This is a genomic window from Glycomyces sp. NPDC021274 (genome assembly GCF_040641195.1).
GTDB lineage: Bacteria > Actinomycetota > Actinomycetes > Mycobacteriales > Micromonosporaceae > Glycomyces.
Genome location: NZ_JBFADC010000001.1, coordinates 709,047 through 733,444 on the forward strand (window position 1 = coordinate 709,047; position 24,398 = coordinate 733,444).

The 24,398-nt window shown below is 72.1% G+C and carries 24 protein-coding genes; 12 read left to right on the plus strand and 12 right to left on the minus strand.

The genetic code is table 11. The annotated features are described in order from the left end of the window. Positions 1-17: 17 nt before the first annotated feature. The 9 genes from rnc to AB0I03_RS03215 all read right to left on the minus strand — a co-directional run bounded on the left by rnc (position 18) and on the right by AB0I03_RS03215 (position 8,701). Positions 18-734 (minus strand): ribonuclease III, encoded by a 717-nt coding sequence (rnc, locus tag AB0I03_RS03175; protein ID WP_360405519.1) that lies wholly within the window; start codon positions 732-734, stop codon positions 18-20. A gap of 12 nt (positions 735-746) precedes the next feature. Next, positions 747-920 carry a 50S ribosomal protein L32 gene (gene rpmF, locus AB0I03_RS03180; protein WP_360405521.1) on the minus strand — a complete coding sequence of 58 codons (174 nt, stop codon included), beginning with the start codon at positions 918-920 and terminating at the stop codon, positions 747-749. 33 nt (positions 921-953) lie between these two features. Next, positions 954-1,523: a YceD family protein gene (locus AB0I03_RS03185; RefSeq protein ID WP_360405524.1), complete on the minus strand. Its 570-nt coding sequence runs from the start codon at positions 1,521-1,523 to the stop codon at positions 954-956. Between the two features lie 181 nt (positions 1,524-1,704). Beyond that, on the minus strand, positions 1,705-2,217 hold the full coding sequence (locus AB0I03_RS03190) for a hypothetical protein (RefSeq protein WP_360405942.1): 513 nt from the start codon (positions 2,215-2,217) through the stop codon (positions 1,705-1,707). A 63-nt stretch (positions 2,218-2,280) separates the two neighbouring features. After that, entirely contained in the window at positions 2,281-2,772 is a 492-nt protein-coding gene (coaD, locus tag AB0I03_RS03195) for a pantetheine-phosphate adenylyltransferase (RefSeq protein WP_270115622.1), read from the minus strand. Beyond that, the gene (rsmD, locus tag AB0I03_RS03200) at positions 2,769-3,326 is read right to left on the minus strand and encodes a 16S rRNA (guanine(966)-N(2))-methyltransferase RsmD (RefSeq protein ID WP_360405528.1); all 558 of its coding nucleotides are present in this window, start codon (positions 3,324-3,326) and stop codon (positions 2,769-2,771) included. Before rsmD ends, coaD begins: the two co-directional genes overlap by 4 nt. A gap of 215 nt (positions 3,327-3,541) precedes the next feature. Further along, a complete protein-coding gene (recG, locus tag AB0I03_RS03205; protein WP_360405531.1) occupies positions 3,542-5,758 on the minus strand; it encodes an ATP-dependent DNA helicase RecG in 2,217 nt (738 codons plus the stop codon). Next, complete coding sequence (locus AB0I03_RS03210; protein WP_360405534.1) at positions 5,755-7,377, minus strand: DAK2 domain-containing protein; 1,623 nt, start codon at positions 7,375-7,377, stop codon at positions 5,755-5,757. The genes recG and AB0I03_RS03210 overlap by 4 nt, the downstream gene beginning before the upstream one ends. 109 nt (positions 7,378-7,486) lie before the next feature. Next, positions 7,487-8,701 (minus strand): hypothetical protein, encoded by a 1,215-nt coding sequence (locus tag AB0I03_RS03215; protein ID WP_360405537.1) that lies wholly within the window; start codon positions 8,699-8,701, stop codon positions 7,487-7,489. A 400-nt stretch (positions 8,702-9,101) separates the two neighbouring features. Here AB0I03_RS03215 and rpmB point away from each other — a divergent pair, with 400 nt between their 5' ends. Beyond that, on the plus strand, positions 9,102-9,293 hold the full coding sequence (rpmB, locus tag AB0I03_RS03220) for a 50S ribosomal protein L28 (RefSeq protein ID WP_030157716.1): 192 nt from the start codon (positions 9,102-9,104) through the stop codon (positions 9,291-9,293). A 112-nt stretch (positions 9,294-9,405) separates the two neighbouring features. Here rpmB and AB0I03_RS03225 read toward each other — a convergent pair whose 3' ends face one another. Further along, positions 9,406-10,356: a thiamine-phosphate kinase gene (locus tag AB0I03_RS03225; RefSeq protein WP_360405540.1), complete on the minus strand. Its 951-nt coding sequence runs from the start codon at positions 10,354-10,356 to the stop codon at positions 9,406-9,408. A 145-nt stretch (positions 10,357-10,501) separates the two neighbouring features. Here AB0I03_RS03225 and AB0I03_RS03230 point away from each other — a divergent pair, with 145 nt between their 5' ends. From AB0I03_RS03230 to AB0I03_RS03240, 3 genes are read left to right on the plus strand one after another with little or no spacing between them, the layout of a single operon-like run. After that, positions 10,502-10,735, plus strand: coding sequence for an Lrp/AsnC ligand binding domain-containing protein (locus AB0I03_RS03230; RefSeq protein ID WP_360405543.1), 234 nt, complete (start codon positions 10,502-10,504; stop codon positions 10,733-10,735). A 14-nt stretch (positions 10,736-10,749) separates the two neighbouring features. Further along, positions 10,750-11,289, plus strand: coding sequence for a DUF3515 family protein (locus AB0I03_RS03235; protein WP_360405545.1), 540 nt, complete (start codon positions 10,750-10,752; stop codon positions 11,287-11,289). Beyond that, positions 11,286-11,879 (plus strand): DNA-3-methyladenine glycosylase, encoded by a 594-nt coding sequence (locus AB0I03_RS03240; RefSeq protein ID WP_360405548.1) that lies wholly within the window; start codon positions 11,286-11,288, stop codon positions 11,877-11,879. Before AB0I03_RS03235 ends, AB0I03_RS03240 begins: the two co-directional genes overlap by 4 nt. A gap of 10 nt (positions 11,880-11,889) precedes the next feature. Here the strand turns inward: AB0I03_RS03240 and AB0I03_RS03245 are convergent, their stop codons facing one another. Then, positions 11,890-13,770, minus strand: coding sequence for a glycosyl hydrolase (locus AB0I03_RS03245; protein ID WP_360405551.1), 1,881 nt, complete (start codon positions 13,768-13,770; stop codon positions 11,890-11,892). Between the two features lie 204 nt (positions 13,771-13,974). On the opposite strand from AB0I03_RS03245, the gene AB0I03_RS03250 reads away from it, so the two are divergent. From AB0I03_RS03250 to AB0I03_RS03275, 6 genes are read left to right on the plus strand one after another with little or no spacing between them, the layout of a single operon-like run. Continuing rightward, entirely contained in the window at positions 13,975-15,645 is a 1,671-nt protein-coding gene (locus AB0I03_RS03250; protein WP_360405553.1) for a Wzz/FepE/Etk N-terminal domain-containing protein, read from the plus strand. Next, complete coding sequence (locus AB0I03_RS03255; protein ID WP_360405556.1) at positions 15,642-17,030, plus strand: hypothetical protein; 1,389 nt, start codon at positions 15,642-15,644, stop codon at positions 17,028-17,030. The genes AB0I03_RS03250 and AB0I03_RS03255 overlap by 4 nt, the downstream gene beginning before the upstream one ends. Beyond that, a complete protein-coding gene (locus tag AB0I03_RS03260; protein WP_360405559.1) occupies positions 17,027-18,262 on the plus strand; it encodes a hypothetical protein in 1,236 nt (411 codons plus the stop codon). The genes AB0I03_RS03255 and AB0I03_RS03260 overlap by 4 nt, the downstream gene beginning before the upstream one ends. Further along, positions 18,259-19,143, plus strand: coding sequence for a sulfotransferase (locus AB0I03_RS03265; RefSeq protein ID WP_360405562.1), 885 nt, complete (start codon positions 18,259-18,261; stop codon positions 19,141-19,143). The genes AB0I03_RS03260 and AB0I03_RS03265 overlap by 4 nt, the downstream gene beginning before the upstream one ends. Beyond that, on the plus strand, positions 19,131-20,606 hold the full coding sequence (locus AB0I03_RS03270) for a polysaccharide biosynthesis C-terminal domain-containing protein (RefSeq protein ID WP_360405565.1): 1,476 nt from the start codon (positions 19,131-19,133) through the stop codon (positions 20,604-20,606). Before AB0I03_RS03265 ends, AB0I03_RS03270 begins: the two co-directional genes overlap by 13 nt. Positions 20,607-20,622: 16 nt before the next feature. After that, positions 20,623-21,354: a methyltransferase domain-containing protein gene (locus AB0I03_RS03275; protein WP_360405568.1), complete on the plus strand. Its 732-nt coding sequence runs from the start codon at positions 20,623-20,625 to the stop codon at positions 21,352-21,354. Here AB0I03_RS03275 and AB0I03_RS03280 read toward each other — a convergent pair. After that, positions 21,351-22,205, minus strand: a complete 855-nt coding sequence (locus AB0I03_RS03280) for a WecB/TagA/CpsF family glycosyltransferase (RefSeq protein WP_360405571.1) — start codon at positions 22,203-22,205, stop codon at positions 21,351-21,353. The genes AB0I03_RS03275 and AB0I03_RS03280 overlap by 4 nt on opposite strands. Before the next feature lie 158 nt (positions 22,206-22,363). Here AB0I03_RS03280 and AB0I03_RS03285 point away from each other — a divergent pair, with 158 nt between their 5' ends. Then, the gene (locus AB0I03_RS03285; RefSeq protein WP_360405574.1) at positions 22,364-23,428 is read left to right on the plus strand and encodes a sulfotransferase; all 1,065 of its coding nucleotides are present in this window, start codon (positions 22,364-22,366) and stop codon (positions 23,426-23,428) included. Continuing rightward, positions 23,425-24,330, plus strand: a complete 906-nt coding sequence (locus AB0I03_RS03290; protein WP_360405577.1) for a glycosyltransferase family 2 protein — start codon at positions 23,425-23,427, stop codon at positions 24,328-24,330. The genes AB0I03_RS03285 and AB0I03_RS03290 overlap by 4 nt, the downstream gene beginning before the upstream one ends. Positions 24,331-24,398: the final 68 nt, after the last annotated feature.

The window sequence follows — 24,398 nt, forward strand, 5'->3', positions numbered from 1 at the left end:
CCGCCCTTCCCGAAAACTTACCGCTGCTTCACGCCGAGGCGTTCGGACAGCATCTGCCAGGCGAGCTTGGCGGCGATCTGCTCGGCGTCCTTCTTGGAACCGCCGGAGCCCTCGCCGAACTCCTCGCCGGCCACGACCGCCCACGCCGTGAACTCCTTGGCGTGGTCGGGACCGGACTCGGTGATCCGGTACTCGGGCACGCCGAGACCGGAGTCGGCCGTCAGCTCCTGCAGGCTCGTCTTCCAGTCCAGGGCAGCACCCTGACCGGCCGCGGCCTCCATGAGCGGATCGAAGAACCGGTGCACCACGAGCTTGGCGGTCTCCACCCCGTACTGCAGGTAGACGGCGCCCAGCAGCGCCTCCACCGCATCGGCGAGGATCGAGTTCTTGCCGCGCCCGCCCGAGCTCTCCTCGCCCTTGCCGAGCAGGAGATGCGGACCGATGCCGCCCGCGCCCATGCGGCGCGCCACCCCGGCCAGCGCCTTCATGTTCACCACCGACGCGCGCAAGCGCGCGAGCTGCCCTTCGGGCAGGTCGGGGTGCTCCTGGTAGAGCGCGGTGGTGACCACCAGGCTGAGCACGGAGTCCCCGAGGAACTCCAGGCGCTCATTGGTGGGCAGTCCGCCGTGCTCGTAGGCGTACGACCGGTGTGTCAGGGCGAGACGCAGCAGTTCGGGGTCGATGTCTCGAACCCCGAACACCGCTTCGAAATGTTGTACTGCCTTGTCGCCCATACGAGGGAGGACTTAGGCCTCGAGGACCTGACGGCCCCTGTAGGTGCCGCAGACATCGCAGACCTGGTGGCCGCGCTTCTTGGCGTGGCACTGCGGGCACTCGACCAGCTGGATCGGCGCAGCCTTCCACTGCGACCGACGGTGCCGGGTGTTGCTGCGCGACATACGACGCTTCGGAACAGCCACTTCAGAACTCCATACCTATACGCTTACGCTGTGCTATTTCGATTCGCCGTCATTGTCGGCGAGTCGAAGCTTCTCCAAGCCCGCCCAACGGGGGTCCACGGTCTCGTGAACGTGGTCGTCGGGCAGTTCATCCCAGGGAATGCCGCACTCGGCGCACATTCCCGGGCAGTCAGGTCGGCACAGCGGGGTGACTGGCATCGCCAGCACCAGCGCGTCCCGGACCGCGGGCTCCAGATCGAGCAGATCCCCCTGGAGCCGCATGATCTCGTCGGCTTCAGTGGTCGCTTCGGTGACGGAGCCTTCATAAGCGTACAGCTCCTGCACCTGGACGCTGAGAGCGTCCTGCACCGGTGCGAGGCACCTCGCACACTCGCCTTCGGCGACCGCCTCGACCTGCCCGGAGGCGAGTACGCCTTCGCTGACGCCGGTGAGGTGGATGTCGAGGTCGAGGACCGCGCCCTTGGGGACCGCGTACACCGCTTCGAGGCCGTAGGCCTCGGGTGCGGGGATCTCGCGCGCGACGTGCATCGTCGTGCCCGCGCCGCGCAGTTCCGCGGTGTCGAACACCAGCGGTGCGGCGGGATCCAGAGCGGTCGTCGTCATGGGTGTACTGCGGTCCTTCGGTAGGGAGGTGCGCCTCGATCGAGGCCGACCGGTAATGCTACATCAACGGCGGAACCGGCCCCAACCCAGGTAGCGGGCGCAGTGCGGCACGCGAGAGGGGTGTGAGCGAGCCGACACGCGAAGGGCCGCCCGGTGCCGCCGGGCGGTGACCCAGCGCTCGCTAGAGCTGCGGGAGCGGCTTCTCCTCCTCGACCGGTTCCTGCGGCGAGGGCGCGAAGCTGCCGATCTCCCGGAGCGTGTGCATCTTGTCGCGGCCGCGCTCCACGCCCGAGAGGGCGCGGTGCAGGAACTGCTCGAAGTTGGCGAGCGTCGTGTCGACGTACTCGTCGACCTCGTCGCGCAGGCGCTGCGCCTCGCCGCGGGCCTCCGCGATGATGCGGTTGCCCTCGTGCTCGGCGGAGACGGTGATCTCGTGGCGGGAGACGAGCCTCGCGTGCTCGGTCTCGCCCTCGGCGATGATCCGCTCGGCCTCGCGCTCGCCGGCGTCGATGATCTTGTCGCGCTCCTGGAGCATGGCCTCGGCGCGGCGGAGGTCGCCGGGGAGTTCGTTCTGGAGCTCTTCGAGCATGGCGATCATCTCGGCCCGGTCAACTTTGCAGGCCCGCGACATGGGCACGGCCTTGGCCTGCTCCACGTAGGCGATGATCTCTTCGATCCGGTCGAGCGCACCCACCGATTTGCTCCCGTCGATGTCAGTCATGGGGACATTGTCCCGGATGAGGGTGGAATAAGGAGGCTATTCCTGGCGCAAACGCTCGATCAGTCGCGATTGGACGAATTCAGGTACATAGGGCGAGATGTCGCCGCCCCATTTCACCACGTCCTTGACCATCGAGGACGACAGGAAGGAGTACAGGGGGTTGGTCGGGATGAACACCGTCTCGATCCCCCTCAACCCGTAGTTCATCTGAGCCATCTGCAGTTCGTAGTCGAAGTCGGAGGCCGCGCGGACGCCTCGCACGAGCACTCCCGCGCCGTGCTCCTTGCAGAAGTCGACGACCAGGCCCTGGAAGGACGCGATGCGCACATTGGGGATGTCCGCGGTGGTCTCGCGGAGGAGTTCCACCCGTTCCTCGACGCTGAACAACGCGTTCTTGGAAGCGTTGTGGAAGACCGCGACCCACACCTCATCGTACAGCTGGGCGGCGCGTCCGAAGATGTCGAGATGACCGTAGGTCACCGGATCGAATGAACCGGAGCAGGCGGCGATTCGGGCTTCAGGTTTCACAGGGCGTGACCGTAGCAAAGTGCCGTGCTGCCGTAGCGCCGGACGCGGTCTTCTGCGATCTTCTCGGGCCACGGCACGGAGGCCTCCTTGCCGCCGCGTTCGACCACCACGTCGGCGTCCTCGGCGAGCCAGCCGTTTCCTACCAGCGCTTCGAGGACCTCGGCGATGGCGGCGTCGGTGACGGCGTAGGGCGGGTCGGCGAAGACGATGTCGAACGGCTCGGCCGGGCCGTTCTGGAGGGTCTTCTCGACAGGGGCGCAGATCACTTCCGCGCCGGTGACGCCGAGGTCGGCGATGTTGCGGCGCAGGAGTTTCGCGGTGAGCGCGTGCGACTCGACGAAGAGCGCCGAGTCGGCGCCGCGCGAGAGCGCTTCGAGGCCGACCGCGCCGGACCCGGCGTAGAGGTCGGCGAAGCGCAGTCCGTCGAGGTCGCCGCCGGGGGCGAGCGAGTTGAACAGCGCTTCGCGGACGCGGTCGGAGGTGGGCCGGGTGCGGTCCCCCGGGGGCGTGGCGAGGCGGCGGCCTTTGAAGCTGCCGGCGATGATCCTAGTCATTTGCCACAACAATAATCCGGCGCGGCGCGAGCCGCAGGCTGGCGGTGCGCGGTACGGAATGGCGGCTCCTCGCGTCTGGGGAAATGTCGGACCCCTGTGGGACGGTCATCGCATTTATTCGGTTGGCCGGAGGCAAATGCGGGTGGGAAGGGGCATGCCCTGCGCCCCGAGCGCAGCGAGGGCGGCAAGCCCGCCAGAACCTCCCGCGTCTCCCGTCAGCCCTTCTCCAGGAACTCGCCGCGGTCGGCCGCCAGGTCGTCCACGAGTTCGGCCAGGCCGGGCTCGCCCTTGAGCTCCGGGTCGGCGCCGATGAGCGCGGTCGCCTCGGCGCGGGCCGCCTCGATGATGTCGGCGTCCTTCAGCAGGGACAGGAGCTTCACGTGCGACTTCATGCCCGACTGGGCCGCGCCGAGCACGTCGCCCTCGCGGCGCTGCTCCAGGTCGAGCTCGGCCAGCGCGAACCCGTCCGTGGTGGAGGCGACGGCGTCGAGGCGTTCGCGCGAGGAGGAGCCTTCGGCGGCTTCGCTCACGAGCAGGCACAGGCCGGGGTGGGAGCCGCGGCCGACGCGGCCGCGCAGCTGGTGGAGTTGGGAGATGCCGAAGCGCTCGGCGTCGAGCACGACCATGGCGGTGGCGTTGGGCACGTTGACGCCCACTTCGATGACGGTGGTCGCGACGAGCACGTCGAGGTCGCCGGCGGCGTAGGCGCGCATGACGCGGTCCTTCTCGTCGGTGTCGAGGCGGCCGTGGAGGAGGCCGAGGCGCAGGCCGCTGAGGGCTCCGCCGCGGAGCTGCTCGACGACGTCGACGACGGCGAGCGGCGGGCGCTTGTCGCCATCGGCTTCGCCGATGGCTTCGGCGTCCTCACCGCCACTGTGCTTCTGGTCGGCTTCGCCGACGCGCGGGCAGACGACATAGGCCTGGCGTCCGGCGGCGACCTCTTCGCGGACGCGGTTCCAGGTGCGGGTCATCCAGCGCTGGTCGGTGTAGGGCACGACGTGGGTGGCGATGGGGGTGCGGCCGGCCGGGAGCTCGGTGAGGCGGCTGGTCTCGAGGTCGCCGTAGACGGTCATGGCGACGGTGCGCGGGATCGGGGTGGCGGTCATGACGAGCGTGTGCGGGGGCCGGTCGGCCTTGGCGCGCAGGGCGTCGCGCTGCTCGACGCCGAAGCGGTGCTGCTCGTCGACGACGACGAAGCCGAGGTCGGCGAAGTCGACGCCGTCGTACAGGAGCGCGTGGGTGCCGATGACGATCCCGGCCGCGTTCGATGCGACCGCTTCGAGGGTGCTGCGGCGCTGCGCGGCGGTCGCGGAACCGGTGAGGAGGACGACGCGGGTGGCCTCGGGCGGGGCGCCGAGCTCGCCGCCGCGGGCGAGGTCGCCGAGCATCTCGACGATGGACCGGTGGTGTTGGGCGGCGAGGACTTCGGTGGGGGCGAGGAGTGCGGCCTGGCCCCCGTGGGCGACCACTTGGAGCATCGCGCGGAGCGCGACGAGGGTCTTGCCGGAGCCGACGTCGCCTTGGAGGAGCCGGTGCATCGGGTGCTCTCCGGCGAGTTCGGCGGCGATCTCCTCGCCGACCTGCCGCTGGCCCTCGGTGATGGTGAAGGGGAGGCGGGCGTCGAAGGCTTCGAGGAGCGCGCCGCCGCGGGCGTAGGCGGTGGCGGTCTCGCCCGCGGCTGCGGCCTTGCGGCGTACGAGCACGGCCTGCATCACCAGGGCCTCTTGCCATTTGAGGCGTTTCTTGGCCGCGCCGAGGGCCTCGTGGGAGTCGGGGCGGTGGATCTGGCGCAGGGCGGTGCCGTAGCCGAGGAGGTGCAGGCGTTCGCGCAGTGAGCGCGGGAGCGGGTCGGGCGGGGCCGGGACCATGTCGAGGACCGTGTGGATGGCCTTGGCGATGTTCCAGCTCGGGATCTCGGCGGTGGCCGGGTAGACGGGGATGAGCGTCCCGGCGAACTCCTCGATCGCGCTGGAAGGGTCGGCGGCGTCCTCGGCGAGGAGCTGGTACTGCGGGGAGTTGAGCTGGAGGCGGCCGCGGAACTGGGCGACCTTGCCCGCGAACAGGCCCCAGCGTCCGGCGACGAGCTCCTTCGCGCGCCAGGCCTGGTTGAAGAAGGTGAGGGTGAGCGTGCGTCCGGCCTCGTCGGCGACGATCACCTCGAGGAGGTCGCGGGGCTTGCCGCCGGGCCGGGAGCCGCGGCGTCCTTTGGGGACGAAGGTCTTCTGGACGGCGGCGCGCACCTGCGCGGTGACGGTGACGTCCTCGCCGATCTGGAGCGCGCCGAGGTCGGTGCGCTCGCCCCGCTGGGCGTAGCGGAACGGGTAGTGCCCGAGGAGGTCCCCCACGGTGTCGAGGCCCAGTCCCTCGCTGAGGGCCTCCCACGTCTTCTTGCCCAGGACCTCGCGCAGCCGGGTGTCCAGCCCAATGGTCATTCGGCTCCTAGCAGCAGCAGCGGTTCGTCGTCTCCGGCGGGCAGCTGCTGGATCTCCACCAGCGGCCACGCCTCATGGACATGATCGCTCAAGGCTGTGACAATCCCGGCGTTCGAACCGGCGCCGGGCAGGACGGTGAGGAGTTCGGCGCCGTCGGCGCAGAGGCGGTCGGCGAGGTCGCGGGCGGCGTCCTCCGGGGTGTCGAAGACGCCGCAGTCCGCCTCGCCGACGACGACGGCGATGCCTTCGGCCTCGGAGCGGAGCTCGCCGGTGCGGCAGGCCCTGATGGCCTCGGCCATGGCGGCGACGTCGTCGTCCAGGGGCCTGTCGGGGTCGTGGACGGCGACGGCCGCGACGGCCTGCACCACGGTGATCGTGCGCAGGACGGTGGCCTGGCGGCCGGCGTCGCGGACGGCTTCGACGGCCTGGTGCGCGGCGCGGGTGGTCTCGGGGCTGTCGGCGAGCACGACGACACTGGCGGCGCCGTTAGCGAGCGCCGCGGCGAGTTCGGTGCCGACCGTGGCACTGGTCGCCGTGCGGCAGCCTTCGCCCGCAAGGAATTCGCGCATGCGGGCGGCGGCGGTGACCACGACGAGGGACCGGGTCGGCGCGGCGGCCGCCGGGGCGTGGTGGCGCGCGGGCGCGGCGTGCATGCGGGCGCTCGCGTGGGTGCCGAGGGTGTCGTCGAAGCGGGTCACGGAGATGCGGTGCACGCGGCCGCGCTCGATCCCGGCCTCGATGGCCGCGCCGATGTCGTTGACGTGCACGTGGACGTTGAACGTGGTGACGTCCTCGGCGGCGCGCGAGCCGATGATGACCACCGAGTCGCCGAGGGCGGTGAGGCGGTGGCGCAGGTCGGCGGCAGCGGCGGCGTTCGCCTCGAGGAGGTACTGGACCTCGTAGCCGTAGACCTCGGAGCCGGTCTCGCGCGGGACCTCCTCGACTTCGGAGACGGCGCGCACGCGGTGGCGTTCGAGGAGGTCGAGCGCACCGGTCGAGACCGATCCGGTGAGGGTCTCCACGAGCGCTTCGAGGATCACGGTGAGGGCCAGGCCCCCGGCGTCCACGACCCCGGCGCGGGCGAGCGCGGGCAGCTGCCCGGGCGTGGCCGCGACGGCTTCGGCGGCGGCCTCGGCGGCGGCGCGGGCGGCCGAGACGAGGCCGAACGGGGCGGCCTTCCCGGCGGCCGAGGCCGCGGACTCGGCGACGGTGAGGATGGTGCCGGCGGTCGGGACGGCGACGGCCGCGGTGGCGGCGTCGGTCGCCGAGCGCAGCCCGGCGGCGAAGCCCTTCGCGTCGATCTCGTCGCTGTTCCAGGCGTCCGCGAGGCCGCGGAGCATCTGCGCGAGGATCACGCCGGAGTTGCCGCGGGCCGAGAGCAGCGCCCGCCCGGCGGCTTCGTCGAGGAGTGGTTCGAGGGCGAGTCCGGGTGTGGCGCCCTGGAAGGCGGCCTGGAGGGTCGCGACCATGTTCGTCGCGGTGTCGGAGTCGGCGACGGGGAACACGTTGAGCTCGTCGACGCCGCGCCGGTGGCGGGTCAACGTGTCGATGCCGCGCGCGGCCCACTCGCGCATGATGTCGGCGTCGAGGACCTGGCGTCCGGTTTCAGGGATTTCCACCACGGGCTCAGAGGATACGCCCTCCCCGTGGCCGGGCGGGGGTTCGGACCGCGGAAAAGGACCGGCCCGCGCGCTTTCGCGTGCGGGCCGGCCGATGCCTTGGTGGGTCTTACGAGCCGAAGCTGAGGCTGCCTCGGGCCGCTTCCAGGGCCTCTACCTGGTCGGCGGTGGCCGATCCGACGAAGCCCGCGTAGCCGCCCGCGTTCTCGATGACCGCGGTCATCACGGTCATGTCGCCGACGGTGAAGGTGCTGAAGTAGGCCGACCGGGCGTCGACCCGGTACTGCGTGGCCTGCGCGCCTTCGGCGGTGCCGCCGGCCCAGGTCGCGGCCAGGTTCTGCAGGTTGGTGCTGAGGTCGGCGATCGCGACGCCCTCGGCGGCGCCGATCGCGGCCGGGTCGAGCGCGCCGAAGAACACGGTCGGGCCGGAGCCCTCGAGGATGAGACCGGTCGGCGCGGTGAACCCGCCGGGCGGGTTCGCCGCCTCGGTCGAGCCCTCTGCGGCGAGGATGCTCAGGCCGGAGGCCTGATCGGCGACCACGGTCGCGGCGGGCGTCTCGGGCGCGGCGCTCGCGCTGTTCTCGATGGTGCCGGTGTCGTCGCCGCCGTTCTCGAGCGGGTTGAAGAGGATGAAGCCGCCGACGCCGAGGGCCAGCGCGATGACCACGATCCCGGCGACGATGAGCCACATCGGGCCCTTGCCGCCCTTCTTGTTCTTGCGCTGGATCGTGTCAGGGGCGCCCCACGGCTGGGCGCCGCCGCCCGAGACCGGGACGAGCTGGCCGCCCTGCGGCCCGAACTGGCCGCCGCCGAACGGCGGGTGGCCGCCGGGGCCGACCGGGGCCGAGACGGGCATGCCCGAGACCGGCATGCCGGAGGCGGGGATCGAGGACACAGGCGGCATCCCGGAGACCGGCATGCCCGAGACGGGCATGCTGCCGGACGGGCCGAACGGGTCCGAGACCGCGGGCGGGGGCGGGGACGCCTGGTACGGCTGCTGCGGCGGCATGCCCTGGTAAGGCTGCTGCTGCTGCTGTTGCTGGGGCATGCCCTGGAAGGCCTGCTGCTGCGGTGCGTCGAACGGCGAGACCGGGACGCCCGGGGGCGGCCCGAACTGCTGCGGTGACGGCTGGCCGGGGCCGCCGACGTACTTGACGGTCCCGTCCTCTTCGACCGGGCCCTGCCGGCCCGACTGCGCCAAGCGCTGGCTCTCCGGCGACCACGGCGGGTCCTCCTGGGGAGGCTGCTCGTTCGGGCGGTACACCGGGGGTTGCTGCTGCGGCGGCTGCCAGCCGTCGGCAGGCTGCTGCGGGGTGTGGCTCATGTTCGACTCACCAAAGAAGATATGGGCATCGGCACATCATGTGTATGCGGCCAGCCTACGGGATCGGAACCCATCCTAGAGTCACCAACGGTAGCCGACCGCGGCAGCCGCCACAGCACAGCGCCGCCGCGGAGCGTCCTGGGAGGACCGACGAATCTGCGCGATCCGGGCTGATGGCCGCTTGCGGCACATCAGGCCTTTCGATTGCGGCACAGGTGTTCCGCCCGGGAGGGACCGGACCCGTCCCCGGGTCGGCCCGGCCTCCGGGGGCCTCGCCCTCGGCGGCTGTGGCGCAGGTCCCGCCACCTGGATGGTCGGCGGTCCGCCGGGTCCGTTAGAATTACCGGGTTGCCCGCCGTCGGGGTGGGCCGAATGAACGTCAATGCAGGAGTTTTGGATTATGTCGAGCGTGTGTGAAGTCTGCGCGAAGCGCCCCGGCTTCGGCAACAACGTCCCGTGGTCCCACAAGAAGACCCGTCGTCGTTGGAACCCGAACCTGCAGACCATCCGCATCGCGACTGGCTCCGGCGACAACAAGCGCCGCGCCAAGGTCTGCACTTCGTGCATCAAGGCCGGCAAGGTCACCCGCTAGGGGCTGACGCCGCGAAGTCTTACGCCGCCGGGGCATTGCCCCGGCGGCGCTTTGTCGTGTCCGGGGCGGGCCGCTCGGACCGGTGGTCCGAGCGGCCCGCTCCCCCGGTGCCTTATTCCTTCGTGAAGTGGTCCCAGCCCGTGGGGCCGGTCCAGCGGCGGCCGTCGACCGTGACGCCGGCGCCTTCGGCGACCGTGCCGATGCGGCGCCAGCCTTCGGGGAGGAGCACGTCGGGCGGGAAGACGGCCGCGAGGGCGTGGTCCTCGCCGCCGGTGAGGATCCAGCCGCGGGCGTCGGCGCCCAGGGCTTCGGCGGCGTTGCGCATCGGTTCGGGGACGGGCAGGGCCGCGGTGTCGACGTCGATGGCGACGCCGGAGGCGTCGGCGATGTGGCCCACGTCGGCGAGGAGGCCGTCGGAGACGTCGATCATGGCGCGCACGCCCATGAGGGCGGCGTCACGCCCGGCCGGGTACGGGGGCTGCGGCCTGCGGTAGGCGCCCACGAGCGCGCCCGGGGAGCGGAAGCCGCGCGAGAGGACGTTGAGGCCGGCGGCCGCCCAGCCGATCCGCCCTGCCAGCGCGAGCACGTCGCCCGGTTCGGCACCGCCGCGCGTGACCGGCTCGCGGCCTTCGAGGTCGCCGAGGGCGGTCACGGTGACGGTGAGGAGTTCGCCGCGGGTGGTGTCGCCGCCGACGACGGCCGCGCCGACGGCGGCGGCTTCGGCGGCGAGGCCGGAGGCGAGGCCTTCGAGCCATTCGGCGGGCAGGTCCTGCGGGGCGGCGACGGCGGCGAGGAGCGCGGTGGGCCGGGCGCCCATGGCGGCGATGTCGGCGAGGTTGGCGGCGGCGGCCTTGTGGCCGACGTCGGCGGCGGAGCACCAGTCGCGGCGGAAGTGGTTGCCTTCCACGAGCATGTCGGTGCACGCGACCACGCGGCCGTCGGGGGCGGTGACGACCGCGGCGTCGTCGCCGGGGCCGAGCACGACGGCGGGTGTGGTCGCGAAATGGCGCGTGAAGCGCTCGATGAGGCGGAACTCGCCGACTTCGGCGACGGTCTCACTCACGTGGGGATCAGTCCTCGGGCGTTTGTTGGTCGGTGAAGCACTGGGTAATCTTCGCTCAACGGCGATCGCGAAGCGGTCAGGCCCGCCCGTGTCGGGTTCGGCCCCACGATCCCCTGCTCGCCCGTCCCCTGAGGAGGCCTGTCGCATGGTGCAGGCGTACATCTTGGTCCAGACCGAGGTCGGCATGGCCGACCAGGTGTCCGAGGACGTGTCGGCGCTGGAGGGCGTGGTCCGGGTGGACATCGTCACCGGCCCGTACGACGTGGTGGTGCTCACCGAGGCCGCCTCCGCGGACCATCTCCGGACGCTGGTGGTGAGTAGAGTCCAGCGGGTGGCGGGCATTACCCGCACGTTGACCTGTTCGATTCTCAACGCCTGAGGAGCGGGGTCCTGGTGGGTTCCGAGAAGAAGTCGCGCCTTCCGGCGATCGTGGCGACCGCTGTGGCGGTGCCCGTCGCGGTGGTCGCGGGTGTGCTGGTGTTCAACGCGATCGCACCGGAGGCCGAGCCGGTGCACGAGGACCTCTCGCCGGTGTCGGTCGAGGTCCCCGCGTTGAGCGAGGAGGACGCGGTGGTGTGCCTGGCGCTCACGGCGACCGCGCCGGTGGCGGCGGGCGGCCTGCCGGCGCGCCCGGTCGAGGGCGGCGCGGGCGCGGCGGAGTCGGTCATGGCGTACGGCGATCCGGCGGTGGTGGCGACCTGCGGGGTCGACCAGGTCGCGGTGGAGGACACGGCGCTGGTGTACCAGCTCAACGGGGTCTGCTGGTATTCGGACGAGGCGGGCCTGGTGTGGACGACGCTCGACCGGCAGGTGCCGGTGGGGGTGAGCGTCCCGGAGGCGAACGAGCAGCCGGTCGACGTGCTCAACGACCTGTCGACCGTGATCGGGGACAAGGTGCCGGCGTCCGCGGAGGCGCCGACGGGGTGCGCGTGAGCGCTGCGCTGGAGCGCTCGTTCTTCGCTCGCGATTCGGTGCGGGTGGCCCCGGAGCTGCTGGGCTGCACGGTGACCGCGAACGGCGTGACGGTGCGGCTGACGGAGGTCGAGGCGTACCGCGAGGACGATCCGGCGTCGCATTCCTTTCGCGGGCGGACGAAGCGCACGGCGGTCATGTTCGGCCCGCCGGGGTTCCTGTACGTCTACTTCACCTACGGCATGCATTACTGCGCGAACCTGGTGTGCGGCCCCGACGGTTCGGGGGCGGCGGTGCTGCTGCGGGCCGGCGAGGTCGTGGACGGGCTCGAGACGGCGCGCGGGCGGCGCGGCCCGAAGGTGCCGGACCGGGACCTCGCGCGGGGCCCGGCGCGGCTGGCGCAGGCGCTGGGCTGGGACCGCGAGGACGACGGCCGCGACATGATCGGCGCGGTGCGCCGGGGCGGCGGCGCGGCGGCGGTTGCCGCCGGGCCGAGGACCGGCATCACGAAGGCGGCCGACACCGACTGGCGGTTCTGGATCCCGGGCGACCGGTTCGTGTCCGCGTACAAGCGCCACCCGAAGGCCCCGCCGGCGCCGATCGCCGACTAGCGCCGGCCGCTCACTCGAGTCTCACGTCGAAGTAGGGCGAGCGCATCAGCTCCCGGAATGCTTCGAGGGTGTCCTCGTGCAAGTGCACTTCCGAGTTCCTGCCTTCGGCGTTCGGCGATTCGAAGTAGACGATCGCTTTCAGCCGCGGATAGTGCGCCATCTGGTAGCGGGCCGCTTGGAAGACCGCTTTCTGGTGGTCCGGGTACTCGTCTTCGTGGAAGACGCCCCATTCGGCGAGCATCATCGGCTTGTCGGGGTGCTCGCGCGCGATCCAGTGGTAGAAGCCGGGCCAGGCGCTCTTGCCCTTGGTCTGGTCGACGATCTCCCCGAAGTCCGAGTGCCCGTCGTCGTGGAGGGACTGGCCGTAGCCCGAGAGGCCGATCCAGTCGACCACGTCCGCACCCGGGTACAGGTCCCCGTGCCAGGGCTTCTCGACCCACTTCAGGTAGCCCATGTAGTTCATGACGGTGACGAGGTTGTCCACTCCGGCGCCCCGCAGCCGCTCGACGACGTAGCGGTACATGTCCGCGTAATCCGATGCCTCCATATTGGATCCTGCGGTCGGGTCGACGTCGTTCTCGGGCTCGTGGTGGACGGTGAAGAAGAACGGCTTGTGGAAATTGGCCTTGAGGTGCTCGGCGAGTCTGTCGAGGTACGCGTCGGTCTCCGGGTCGCCCGCGGCGATGGCGCCCCATTCGGCCATCATCGGCTTCCAGTTGATGAACAGGGTCCGCGGGTGCAGCGGGTCCTCGGTGAGCGCGATCTGCGCGGGGGTCGGGAACAGGCGCGCATCGCCGCGCTCATAGGCGTGGTAGATCTGCTGGTCCTGCTCCACTCTGGACTCGAACTCCAGGAGCGCCTGCTCCTTCGCCCGCGACGTGTGCGCCGCGGGGGCGACGCCGACGAGGGCGCCGCAGGTCGGGATGAGCTTGTCCCGGGTCACACAGGTCGAGAGCTGGTCCTCGACCTGACCGGCTTCGGGCTGGAGCGGCGGTCCTTGCGGCGAGGTCGGGTCGGCGGCCGGGAGCGCCGGGTCGGCCGACGGGTCCACTGAGGGCACCGGGCCCGTTGCGGGCGTCGGGCTCGGGGACGCGGACGGGCCGGGATCGGTCGACGCGGGAGCGTCCGGCGTGCCGGTCGGGCCCTCGGTGGGCGACGGACTCGGGGCGGTCGGGTCCTCAGTGGGCGTCGTGCCGGGGACGGTCGGGTCGGGCAGCGGGACGGGCGCGGTCGGCGGGACCGGGTTCACCGGCGGCACCGCCGAGATGGTGCGCAGGTTCGGTCCCGAACCGTATTCGGCCCCTTCGAACTCGAGGTAGGCCTTCCGGTCGGGGGTCGTGACGGCGAAGCCGTAGCGGCCGGGCGCGTTGATCGCACCGGTGACGTCGAAGACCACTTCGGTGGCCCCCGCGTCGATCTCGACCGCGTCCCACACCGCGCCGTACGGCGGGGCCGTGGCGGCCGTGAGCGAGCACAGGCAGCTCACGGGGTGCACGGAGGCGACCTCGAGGGTCATGCCCTCGCTGTCGGGCGGGACGGCGACGGGCAGGCGCAGCTCGGCGGTGTGGTCGGGCCGGACCGTGGACTCGTCGACGGCGAACTGCAGGTGGGTGACGGCGATCCCGAGGTCGGCGGAGGTGCCGACGGGCAGCACCGCGGGCGACTGCGGCGCGGGACCGGCGACCTGCGTGGCGATGAACGACGCGGCGAGCGGCGCATGGTCGACCGTGCCGTCGCCGTCCTGCCAGGCCTCGTCGACGCCGAGGCGCTCCCCGTGCGAGCCGACGCCGTAGCCGGCCACGAAGCCCGCCAGGACCAGCGGCAGCACCGCCAGGACGGTCACGATCCCGCGGCCCGCCCGCAGGCCCTGGCGCTTCTCGGTGTCGCTCATCGTCCACCTTCTTCCGTCCAATGTGACACGCACTCAAATGCTGCGAATCACCATATTAGCGAACAAAATGGTTTTTACTAGCCTGCTCCCGCAAACACAACCCCAGTTCCGCGCACGGCGCGCCTCGAACCCGCCCGGCCGTCACCTGAAGGTCGCATCGCTCGTTACTCAACCGAGATCCCGATAACGAGAAAGGCCTTCGCGTTGAGGACCCCTGCCGCCCGCACGCTCGCCGATTACGGCGTCATCGTCCGCCGCTCCTGGTGGCTCATCATCGGAACGGTGGCCGCGGCATTGGCCGCCGGGTTCGCCTACACCTCGCTGAGCGAGGAGGTCTACGAGTCCACCTCCGCGATCCTGGTGCTGCCTACCGCGGGAGACACCGCCGTCGCGGGCGCCCGCACCGCCGGGCAGGTCAACCTCGACACCGAGGCCCAGCTCGTCAAGTCCACCGAGGTGGCCGTGGCCGCCGCCGAAACGCTCGGCGCCGACGACCCGGGCGAGCTCGTCTCGCGCGTGTCGGTCACCGTGCCGCCCAACACCGCCGTGCTCGAGATCGCCTTCCGCGCCGAGAACCCCGAGGCCGCCCAGGCCGGGGCCATCGCGTTCAGCGAGGCGTACCTCGACCACCGCCGCTCCGGGGCCACCGCCTCGCTCGACAGCGCGATCGCCACGGCCATTGTGGGCCTCGACGCGGTCGATGCCGACATCGCCGCCGCCGAGGACGAACTGTCCGGAATGGACGCCGACGCCGGCGGCCGGGCCGGGCTCGAATCCGAGCTCGACGGGCTGCGCCGGCAGGCCGAGGAGATCGAGGCCGAGATCGCCGCCATCGAGGCCCAGCAGGGCGCGATCACGCCCGGCCGCGTCATCAACGAGGCCTCCGCGCCCGGAGCGCCCGTGAGCCCGAACGCGATGTTCAACCTCGCCGCCGCGCTCGGCCTCGGCCTGCCGCTCGGCCTCATCCTCGCGTGGGCCCGCCACCGCCTGGCCCGCAAAGTGGCCTACCCGACCGACCTGGTCGAGCGGTGCGAACTCGACGTGCTCGCCTCCGTGCCCCCGGGCGTGAAGTTCCAGCGCCGCGAGGTCTTCGGCGCCTACAGCCCCGGCGGCCGGGTCTTCTCCCAGCTCCGCAATGTCGTGTCCTCGCAGTTGACGCACGACCAGCGCGTCATCGTCGTCGCCGGCGTGGCCCCCGGCCCCGCCGCGAGCGTCGTCGCCGCCAACCTCGCCACCGCGATGGCCCGCGCGGGCGACCGCGCCACCGCCGTCGCCGCCAACCCGAGCACCACCGTTGGCCTGCCGGAACTGTTCGGCACCGACCCGGTGCCGGGCCTCGCCGACGTCTGGTCCGGCCGGGTCGACCTCGCCGTGGCCACGCAGGCCGCCCCGCGGCAGCCGAGCCTCAACGTGATCGGCCCGGGCGCCGCCGCCAGGGCCACAGGCCCCACCAGCGAGGCCGCCGCGGAGACCTTCGCGAAGCTCGCCGAAGCCGGGCGCTTCGTGGTCGTCGACGCCCCGCCGCTGTCGTGCAGCGCCGACGCGCAGCTGCTCGCCGGGCACGCCGACGCGGTGATCCTCGCCGTCCAGTCAGGACGCGACTCGATCAGGGAGACCGCCGCGGCCGCACTGGCGATGCGCCAGATCGACACCCCGCTGCTCGGCGCGATCCTGCTTCCGAGCGTGCTGGGGCCGATGAACACGGTGCCGCTGCCGACCGCGCGCCGCGAGGCAGAGCGGTCCGAATCCCGCGATGCGCTCGTCTCCCAGGACGAGACGCCCACGGACTCGCTCGAGCCCGTCGATGACGAAGAGGCGACGACGCAGGTGATGCCGGCCGTTCCCGCCGCCGTGCCCGCAGCCGAGTCGCGATGACGCTCCTCGCGGCCGCCCGCTCCGCCGGGCGCGTCCGGATCGACCCCGCCGCGCGGGGCGACCGCGAAGGCGCCTCGCTCACGTGGCTGCTGGCCGGGTTCCCGCTGTGGTGGGCGCTCGGCATGGGCGTCCTCGTCATCCCGTTCGTCGCCGCGGTCGCGGCCGTGAAGCTGGTGCGCCGCAGGTCGATCAGCGTGCCGCCCGCGTTCGGGTGGTGGCTCCTGTTCCTCCTCGCGGTCACGCTGAGCCTCGCGAACCTCGGCGTGGACCCGCCGGGCACCGTGCCCGAGACCTGGTTCTCGAGCCTGCCCGGGGCGACCTTCCGGTTCGGCTTCTACTGCTGCTGCACCCTCATCGCCCTGTGGGCCTACAACCTCCTGGTAGAGGGGAAGCTCAAGCGGGACACGCTGATCCGGCTCCTCGGCTGGCTGTTCGCGGTCACGGTGGCGGGCGGGTTCCTCGGCACCTTCTTCGGGTCCTTCGAGTACACGTCCCCGGTGGAGGCGCTGCTGCCGAACGCGGTGGCGAAGGACGGGTTCGTGCAGTCGCTCGTGCACCCGGCGGCCGCGCAGACCATGGACTTCCTCGGCTACGAGACGCCGCGCCCCGCCGCGCCCTGGGGCTACACCAACACGTGGGGCAACAACTTCGCGATCACCGCGGTCTGGTTCGTCATCGCGGCGTTCTGCACGCCCCTCAAGACGAAATGGCGGGTCGCCGCCGTCGCGCTGCTGGTCGCCTCGCTCGTGCCCGCCGTGTACTCGATGAACCGCGGCCTGTGGCTCGGCCTCGCCGCCATCGCGGTCTTCGCGGCGCTGCGGCTGCTCGTCTCCGGCAGACCCGGCGGGATGCTCGCCCTGGCCGGGGCCGGATGCGCCGCGGTCCTGCTCGTGGTCCTCACGCCACTGGGGACGGTCGTGCAGACCCGGCTCGACAACGGGCACTCCGACGAGGGCCGGGCGTTCTCCTCCGAGCGCGCCACCGAGCTCGTGATCGAGCACTCCCCCGTGATCGGCTTCGGGACGACCCGCAAGACCCTCGGCTCGGGCGAGTCGATCGCCGTCGGCCCCACCCCCGAATGCCCCCGCTGCGGCGGCCGCACCCTCGGCGGGAACGGCCAGCTCTGGCAGGTCATGTTCGCCCACGGCATCCTCGGCACCGTCACCTACCTCGGGTTCGCGCTCGCGGTCCTGTGGCGGTTCCGGCACGACCACACCGCGGTCGGGATCGCCGGGAGCGCCGTCGTGGGCTTCTCGCTCATCACGATGTTCTACTACAACGCCCTCGTCACGCCCCTCCTGTTCACCCTGCTCAGCTACGTCCTCCTCGCCGCGGGCCGCCCGCCCGGGGCGTCCCACCACGGCCCAGAGACGGAGAACCGATGAGCCGAGCCCTGAAGACCACCGACGACCTGCGCAGGCGCGCGACCTACCTTGCGGAGGTGGTCGACCAGCTGTACCCCGGTGCAGCGCAAGGCGACGCACCGCGGCCCTACATCGTGGTGCCCGGCCGCCGCAAGCCGCGCGTGCTCATCCCGGCCGCCGACCGCAAGGTCGCCGCGGCCGCGCTGCACCGCTACGCCCGGCCCGCCGCGCGCGGCGCGCGCCTCAAGCGCGACGCCGCCGTGTGGGCCCTGCGCCTGGGCCTGGACCGGATGCTGCTGCCGCACCGGATCAAAGTGGGCGGCGCCGAAGGCATCGACGACCACCTCGCGGCCGTGCTCGGCCACGAGGTCCACCTGAGCATCCACATCGGACCGGCGCGGGCGAACCGCAAGCCGGTGCTGCAGATCCTCGACGGCGACGCGACCACGGTGGCCTTCGCCAAGCTCGGCGTCAACCCGCTCACCCGGGAGCTCGTGGAGGCCGAGGCGAACGCGACGCGGCGCCTCAGCGAGTTCTGCGACCTCAAGCTGCTGCGGGTGCCGCGGCTGCTGCACTCCGGGAACTGGAACGGCCACAACCTGATGGTGGCGTCCGCGCTCCCGTCCTGGGACGCCCCGGCCGACCTCGGCCCCTCCCGGCGCACCGCCGCCATGCGCGAACTCGCCGACGCCTGCGGCACCGCCCGCTCGCCGCTCGGCGAGTCCGACTACGCCGCGCGCCTGCGCACGCGCCTCAAGGACCTCACCGCACGCGGCGAGACCGACGCGGACACGCTCCAGACCGCGGGCGAGACCCTGCTCGACCGGTACGCCGGCACCGAGCTGACCTTCGGTGCGTGGCACGGCGACTGGTCCCCGTGGAACACCCGCGAGACCGAGTCGCTCGTGTACCTGTGGGACCTCGAGCGTTTCGAGACCGGCGTCCCCTACGGCTTCGACGCCGCCCACTACCGGCTCCAGGACCACATCGTCACCCAGGGGGCGGACCCGACCACGGCCGTGCTCGGCCTGGTCGCCGACGCCCCCTCGATCCTCGCGCCCATGGGGGTCGCGCCCGCTGAGGCCGAGCCGACCGTGCTGCTGTACCTCGTGGACCTCGCCGCCCGCTACATGGGCGACCAGGCCGAACGCGCCGGCGCGGCCCTCGGGGCGCTCGGCCGGTGGCTCCTGCCCACGCTGCTGCGCCACATCGCCCGCCAGCGCACCGCTTCGGAGACCGGAGGCCAGCCGTGAGCCACCGCAGCCTCAAAGAGCGCATCCCCAGCCAGTTGAAGGCCGTCGTCGGGCACTCCTCCCGCACGTTCGGGCGGCTGACCGCCTCCTCCCGCATCCTGCCGGGCCTGCTGATCTGCGGCGGCCAGCGCTGCGGCACCACGTCCCTGTACCGGGCCCTGGCCCAGCACCCGGCGATCCTGAAACCGGTGTTCCACAAGGGCGTGCACTACTTCGACACCGGCTACGACAAGGGCATGGCCTGGTACCGCGGGCACTTCCCGACGCAGGCGGCCGCGCGGCGGATCGCCGACCACACCGGGCTCGCGCCGATCGGCTTCGAGTCGAGCCCGTACTACCTGTACCACCCGCTCGCCGCGGAGCGGTTCGCGCGGGACCTGCCCGGGGTCAAGGTGATCGTGCTCGTGCGCGACCCGGTCGAGCGGGCCTGGTCGCACCACGCGCACGAGGTGGCACGCGGGTTCGAGCCGATCGCGGACTTCGCCGAGGCCGTGGCGGCCGAGGACGCCCGGCTCGAGGGCAAGGAGGAGCGGCTCAGGGCCGACCCTTCGCTGTACGACTTCGACCACCAGCACCACGCCTACACGGCGCGGGGGCGGTACACGGACTACCTCGAGCCGCTCGCCGCGCAGGTGGGGCGCGACAAGGTGCTGGTGCTCGACTCGGGCGAGTTCTTCTCCCGGCCGGAGGACGCGTTCGAGCGCGTGCTGCGGTTCCTGGGGCTGCCGTGGCTCGGGGAGTTCGCCTTCGCGCGGCACAACGCGCGCGGGCGTCCCTCCCCGATGTCGGCGGACCTGCGCGAGCAGTTGACGGCGCACTACGGGCCTTACGACGAGCGGCTCGCGGACTGGCTTGGGGACGTGCCGAGTTGGCGGCGCTGACCTCCGGCGCGGTCGCCGAAGCGGGGCCGGAGGAGAGCGGCAGGGCGGAGCTGCGCGGCACCGCGCGCGGCGGCCTCGCGAACCTCGTCGGTGCGGCGGTCTCCGGGATGGGCGGCCTGGCGGTCACGTGGCTGGCGGCGGTGGCGCTCTCGCCCGCCGAGGCCGGCGCGTTCTTCACCGCCACATCGGTGTTCCTGCTGGCGGGCGCGATCGCGCGCGTGGGCACGCCCACGGGGCTGGTGTACTGGGTGGCGCGGCTGCACCAGAACGGGCGGGACGGCGCGGTCGGCTCGGTCCTGAAGCTCGGCCTGTGGCCCGCGGCGATCGTGTCGATGGCGACGGCGTTCGGGCTGCTGCTGGCGGCGCCGATGTTCGCCAACCCGGACCTGGTGCGGCTGATCGCGGTGTTCCTGCCCGCGTCGGTCGCGATGGAGGCGCTGCTGGCGGCGACGCGCGGGTACCGGCTGATGGGGCCCTCGGTCCTCATCGACAAGCTCGGCCGCACGGTCGCGCAGCTGGTGGGGCTCGCGGCGATCGCGTTGGCGGGCACGGCCTCGCCGTTCACGATCACGTTCGCGTGGGTGCTGCCGTACCTGCCGGCGGCGGTCGCGGCGGGCTGGTACCTGCTGCGGCGCCACCGCCGGTCGCAGACGAAGCAGGAGTTCCCCGACCGGGTCTCGGCCCGCGCGTTCTGGGGCTTCACCGCGCCGCGCGCCGCCGCGGGCGTGGCCCAGCTGGGGCTGCAGCGGCTCGACATCATCATGGTCGCGGCGCTGGCCGGGCTCGGCCCGGCCGCGGTGTACACGGTGGCGACGCGGTTCGTGATCGTCGGGCAGATGGCCGCGGGCGCGGTCGGGCAGTCGGTGCAGCCGCGCGCGGCGGCGGCGATGGCCGCCGGGAAGCCGGCTTCGGCGCGCGCGCTGTACCAGGAGTCGACGGCGTGGATCGTGGCGCTCACCTGGCCGGTGTACCTCGGGGTGGGGCTGCTGGCGGACTGGTACCTGCGGCTGTTCGGCGGCGAGTACGTCGGCGGCGACGCGCGGCTGGTCGTGTGGATCCTGGTGCCCGCGATGATGTGCAGCTCGGCGTGCGGGGTGGTCGACTCGATGCTGGCGATGGCCGGGAAGACCTCGTGGCAGTTGATCGACGTCTCGATTTCACTCCTCGTCAATGTGGGGTTGAACCTGGCGTTGATCCCTTCCATGGGGGTCGTCGGCGCGGCGATCGCGTGGTCGGCGGCGGTTCTGGTCAATAATTTGGTTCCACTCGCGCAACTGTGGCGCACGTTCGGTCTGCACCCGTTCGGGGCGTTGACGAGGCGGGCGCTGTTCGCGGCCGGCCTCGGATTCGGGGTCCTGCCGCTGGCGTTCACGCCGCTCGGCCCGCTTTGGACTGCGGCCGCGCTCGCGGCCGCGGGCCTCGCGTGGGCGGTGGCGCTGCTGCGCTACCGGCACCGAATATGAACTTGAAAGGGACTTCGTGGCCAGCAACTACACCGAGGTGTTCCAGGACCCGACCGCGGTAGAGAAGTACGCCGAGCGGACGTACGCTCCGGGGACGTTCTCGTCGATCGTCTCCAGCCGGCAGGCCGGATGGCTGCGCGGGTTCGTGCCGAACGCCTTCGCGACGCGGCCCGTCCACCACGACTTCGCGTGCGGCACCGGCCGCGTCTCGCGGATGCTCGCGGGGATGGTCGCGGTCTCGCACGGCTACGACACCTCGGAGGCGATGCTGCAGAAGGGCCGCGAACTGGGCACGCCCGGGCACGCGCACCTCGTGCAGCCGGGGCTGGCCGCGCCCGAGGTCGACCCGGGTCGCCCGGCGCTGGTGACGGCGTTCCGGTTCGTGCTCAATGTGGACCTGCACCTGCGGGACCAGCTGATGGACTTCGCATCGGCGGCGCTGCCGGACGCGGACGCGGGCCTGCTGCTGGTGGAGAACCACGGCAACGCGTCGTCGCTGCGGCACCTGCGCAAGACCTTCGGGCGGCTGGACGCGAGCACGTGGTTCCAGGAGCTCTCGCACCTGGAGATGCGGGACCTGTTCGCGCGCCACGGCTTCGAGCTGGTCGGCATGCAGGGGTTCACGCTGTTCACCCAGGGCTGCTACCGCGCGCCGTGGGGCTGGGCCTCGCGGGGCGCCGACGCCGCGCTGGCGTCGCCGCTCTCGAAGTGGGCCACGGACGTGGTCTACATCGCCCGGCGCCGCTAGTCCTGCGTGCGCGCTCGGCGGCGTTCCCGGTAGGCCTCGGCGAGGAGCCGCACGGCTTCGGGGACGTCGTCCCTGAGGTAGCGGCGGGCGAGCCGGCGGGGTTCGGAGAGCATCCGGAAGAGCCATTCGGTGCCGGTGCGCTGCATCCATTTCGGGGCGCGGCGGCGGTAGCCGGCGATGAAGTCGATGCTCGCGCCGCAACCGAGGAACCAGGCGCCGGGGGCGACCGCGCGCAGGCGCGCCGTCACCTGCTCCTGCTTGGGGAAGCCGAGGCCCACGTAGACGAGGTCGGGGGCGGCGGCCTCGACGCGTTCGACGAGGGCGCTCCACTGCGAGTCGTCGCGGTCGAAGCCCATGGGCGGGCACCAGGCGCCGACCACTTTCAGGCCCGGGTAGCGGGCCTCGAGGAGGTCGGCGGCGCGTTCGGTGGGGCGCGCGGCGCCGTCCGGGGTGCCGCCCAGCAGGGCGATGCGCAGCCCGCGCGTGGCGGCCGCTTCGGAGAGGGACCAGACGAGGTCCGAGCCCGCGACGCGGGCGGGCAGCGGATTCCGGGCCACTCTGGAGGCCCACACGAGCGGCGCGCCGTCGGCGACCACGAGTTCCGCGGCCGCGATGACGGCGCGCAGCTCGCGGTTGCGGCGGGCGGCGGCGACGATGTCGACGTTCGGGGTGACGATCTGGCCGCCTCGCCCCGATTCGAGCGCGTCGAGCACGCGTGCCACCGCCTCGGCCTCGGTGACCGGGTCGATGCCGATGCCGCCCAGGCACACCCGCGGTGCGGGTCCGGCGTGCGGTCGAGGGGAAGGCGCGGCGCTGACACGGTCCGCGCTCGAAGGGCCCAAACGCTCCATGCGATCAGACGTTAGAGGTCCGCGTGCGATTTTCCGGGAATTTTGGCCACAGGGCGTGTCCCCCACCCCACCCCGAGTCGTTATAGGAATCATCAAGGGGCATCTGCAGGTTTCCGAGCCCGGCTCGGATCGCGGCCCCGAAGCAGTGGAGCACCAGGGTGAGCGAGGGATCAGTGAGCGTGAAGATCGCCGACACGGCCGAGCAGTCCGAGAACCGCGTCAAAGTGGTCTTCATCGGAGGACTCGGGCGCAGCGGCACGACGCTCCTCGAACGCCTGCTCGGACAGCTCCCCGGGGTCGTCCCCCTCGGCGAGATCACCCACCTGTGGGAACGGGACCTGGTCGGCAACGAGATGTGCGCCTGCGGGGCCGCGTTCTCGCACTGCGAGTTCTGGCAGCGGATCGGGCAGCGCGCCTTCGGCTCCTGGGAGCAGGTCGACGTCGAACGCCTCAACGCCCTCAAGGCCACTGTGGACCGGACCCGGCACATCCCGGCGCTCGCGGCGAAGCGCCTCGCGCCCGCGCAGCACCAGCTCGTGACCGAGTACGCCGAGTACTTCGAGAAGATCTACACCGCCGCCGCCAAGGACACGCGCGCGCAGGTCGTGGTCGACTCCTCCAAGCACGCGTCGCTCGCGTACTGCCTGCGCTGGTCGCCGAAGATCGACCTGCGCGTGCTGCACGTCGTGCGCGACTCGCGGGGCGTCGCCTACTCGTGGACCAAGAAGGTGTCCCGCCCCGAGTCCCCCACGGGCGACCAGATGACCCGCTACTCCCCCGCGAAGGCCGCGATGCTGTGGAACGCGCAGAACGCCGCGTTCAGCCTCCTCGCCCGCCGCGGCGTCCCCGTCCGGCGGGTCCGCTACGAGCGGATCATCCAGCGCCCGCGCAAGGTGATCGCGTCGCTGGGCCGGTTCTGCGGCCTGGACCTCGCGGAGTCGGACTACAACTTCATCGGGGACGGCTGGGCCGACCTGGGCCCGAGCCACTCGGCGGCCGGCAACCCCATGCGGTTCACCGTGGGGCGCATCCCGATCTACCCCGACGAGGCCTGGACCGCGGACCTGCCCGACAGCACCCGGCGCATGGTCTCCACCCTGACCCGGCCCCTCCTGGGCCGCTACGGCTACCTCGACGACGAGGAGGCCCCTGTGGACGAACCCGTTCTGGAAACCCACGTCGACGCTTGCGGAGACGTACATGTGCAAAGGGAGCGCGTGTGACTGACTGGCCTTCGGTGGGCGTCGTCATCCCCACCCACAACCGCCCCGAGCAGGTGCGCGCCGCACTGAGCTCGGTGCTGACCCAGTTCTACCCCGGTGGCATCGAAGTGGTCGTGGTCTTCGACCGCGCCAAAGTGGACGAAACGCTCGCGGCGGACGGCGAGCGTCCGGTGCGCGTGGTCAAGAACGAGCGCACGCCCGGCCTCGCCGGGGCCCGGAACACCGGGATCACCGCGCTGGAGACCGACCTCGTGGCGTTCCTCGACGACGACGACGAATGGCTGCCCGGCAAACTCGCCGCGCAGGTCACCGCGCTCGGCACCGAGGCCGAGCTGTGCACGACCGCGATCGAGGTCGACTACCGCGGCCGCCGGAACTCGCGGCTCGCGCAGAAGACCATGGTGCGCCACGGCGACCTGCTCCGCTCGCGCATGATGATGCTCCACTCCTCCACGTTCCTGTTCCGGCGCTCGGCGCTGCTGGGCGGGCTCGGCCTGGTCGCCGAAGACGCGCCGGGCAGCCAGAACGAGGACTGGGACATGCTGCTGCGCGCCTCGCGGCGCCGGCCCATCGCGCACGTCGACGTCCCGTACGCGCTCGTGAACTGGGCCGGCTCGCACTTCGAGACCCGCTGGGACACGAAGATCTCCTCACTGCGGTGGATCCTCGACCGCCACCCCGAGATCCACGGCAGCCCCGAGGGCGCCGCGCGCGTCTACGGCCAGATCGCGTGCTGGCACGCCGCCACAGGCGACCGCAAGGAGGCCCTGCGCTGGGCGATCCGGGCGACGAAGGCGAACCCGAGCGAGCCCCGCGCCGCAGTGGCCGCCGCGGCGGCGGCGGGCATCGTCGGCGTCCCGACCGTGATGGCCGCACTGCACCGCCGCGGCCGCGGCATCTGAGACGCGAGCGTCAACCTCGTGTTCAGCATTTGTCCCCGCTTTATTCACGCCTTAGCGGCGCCTTAACC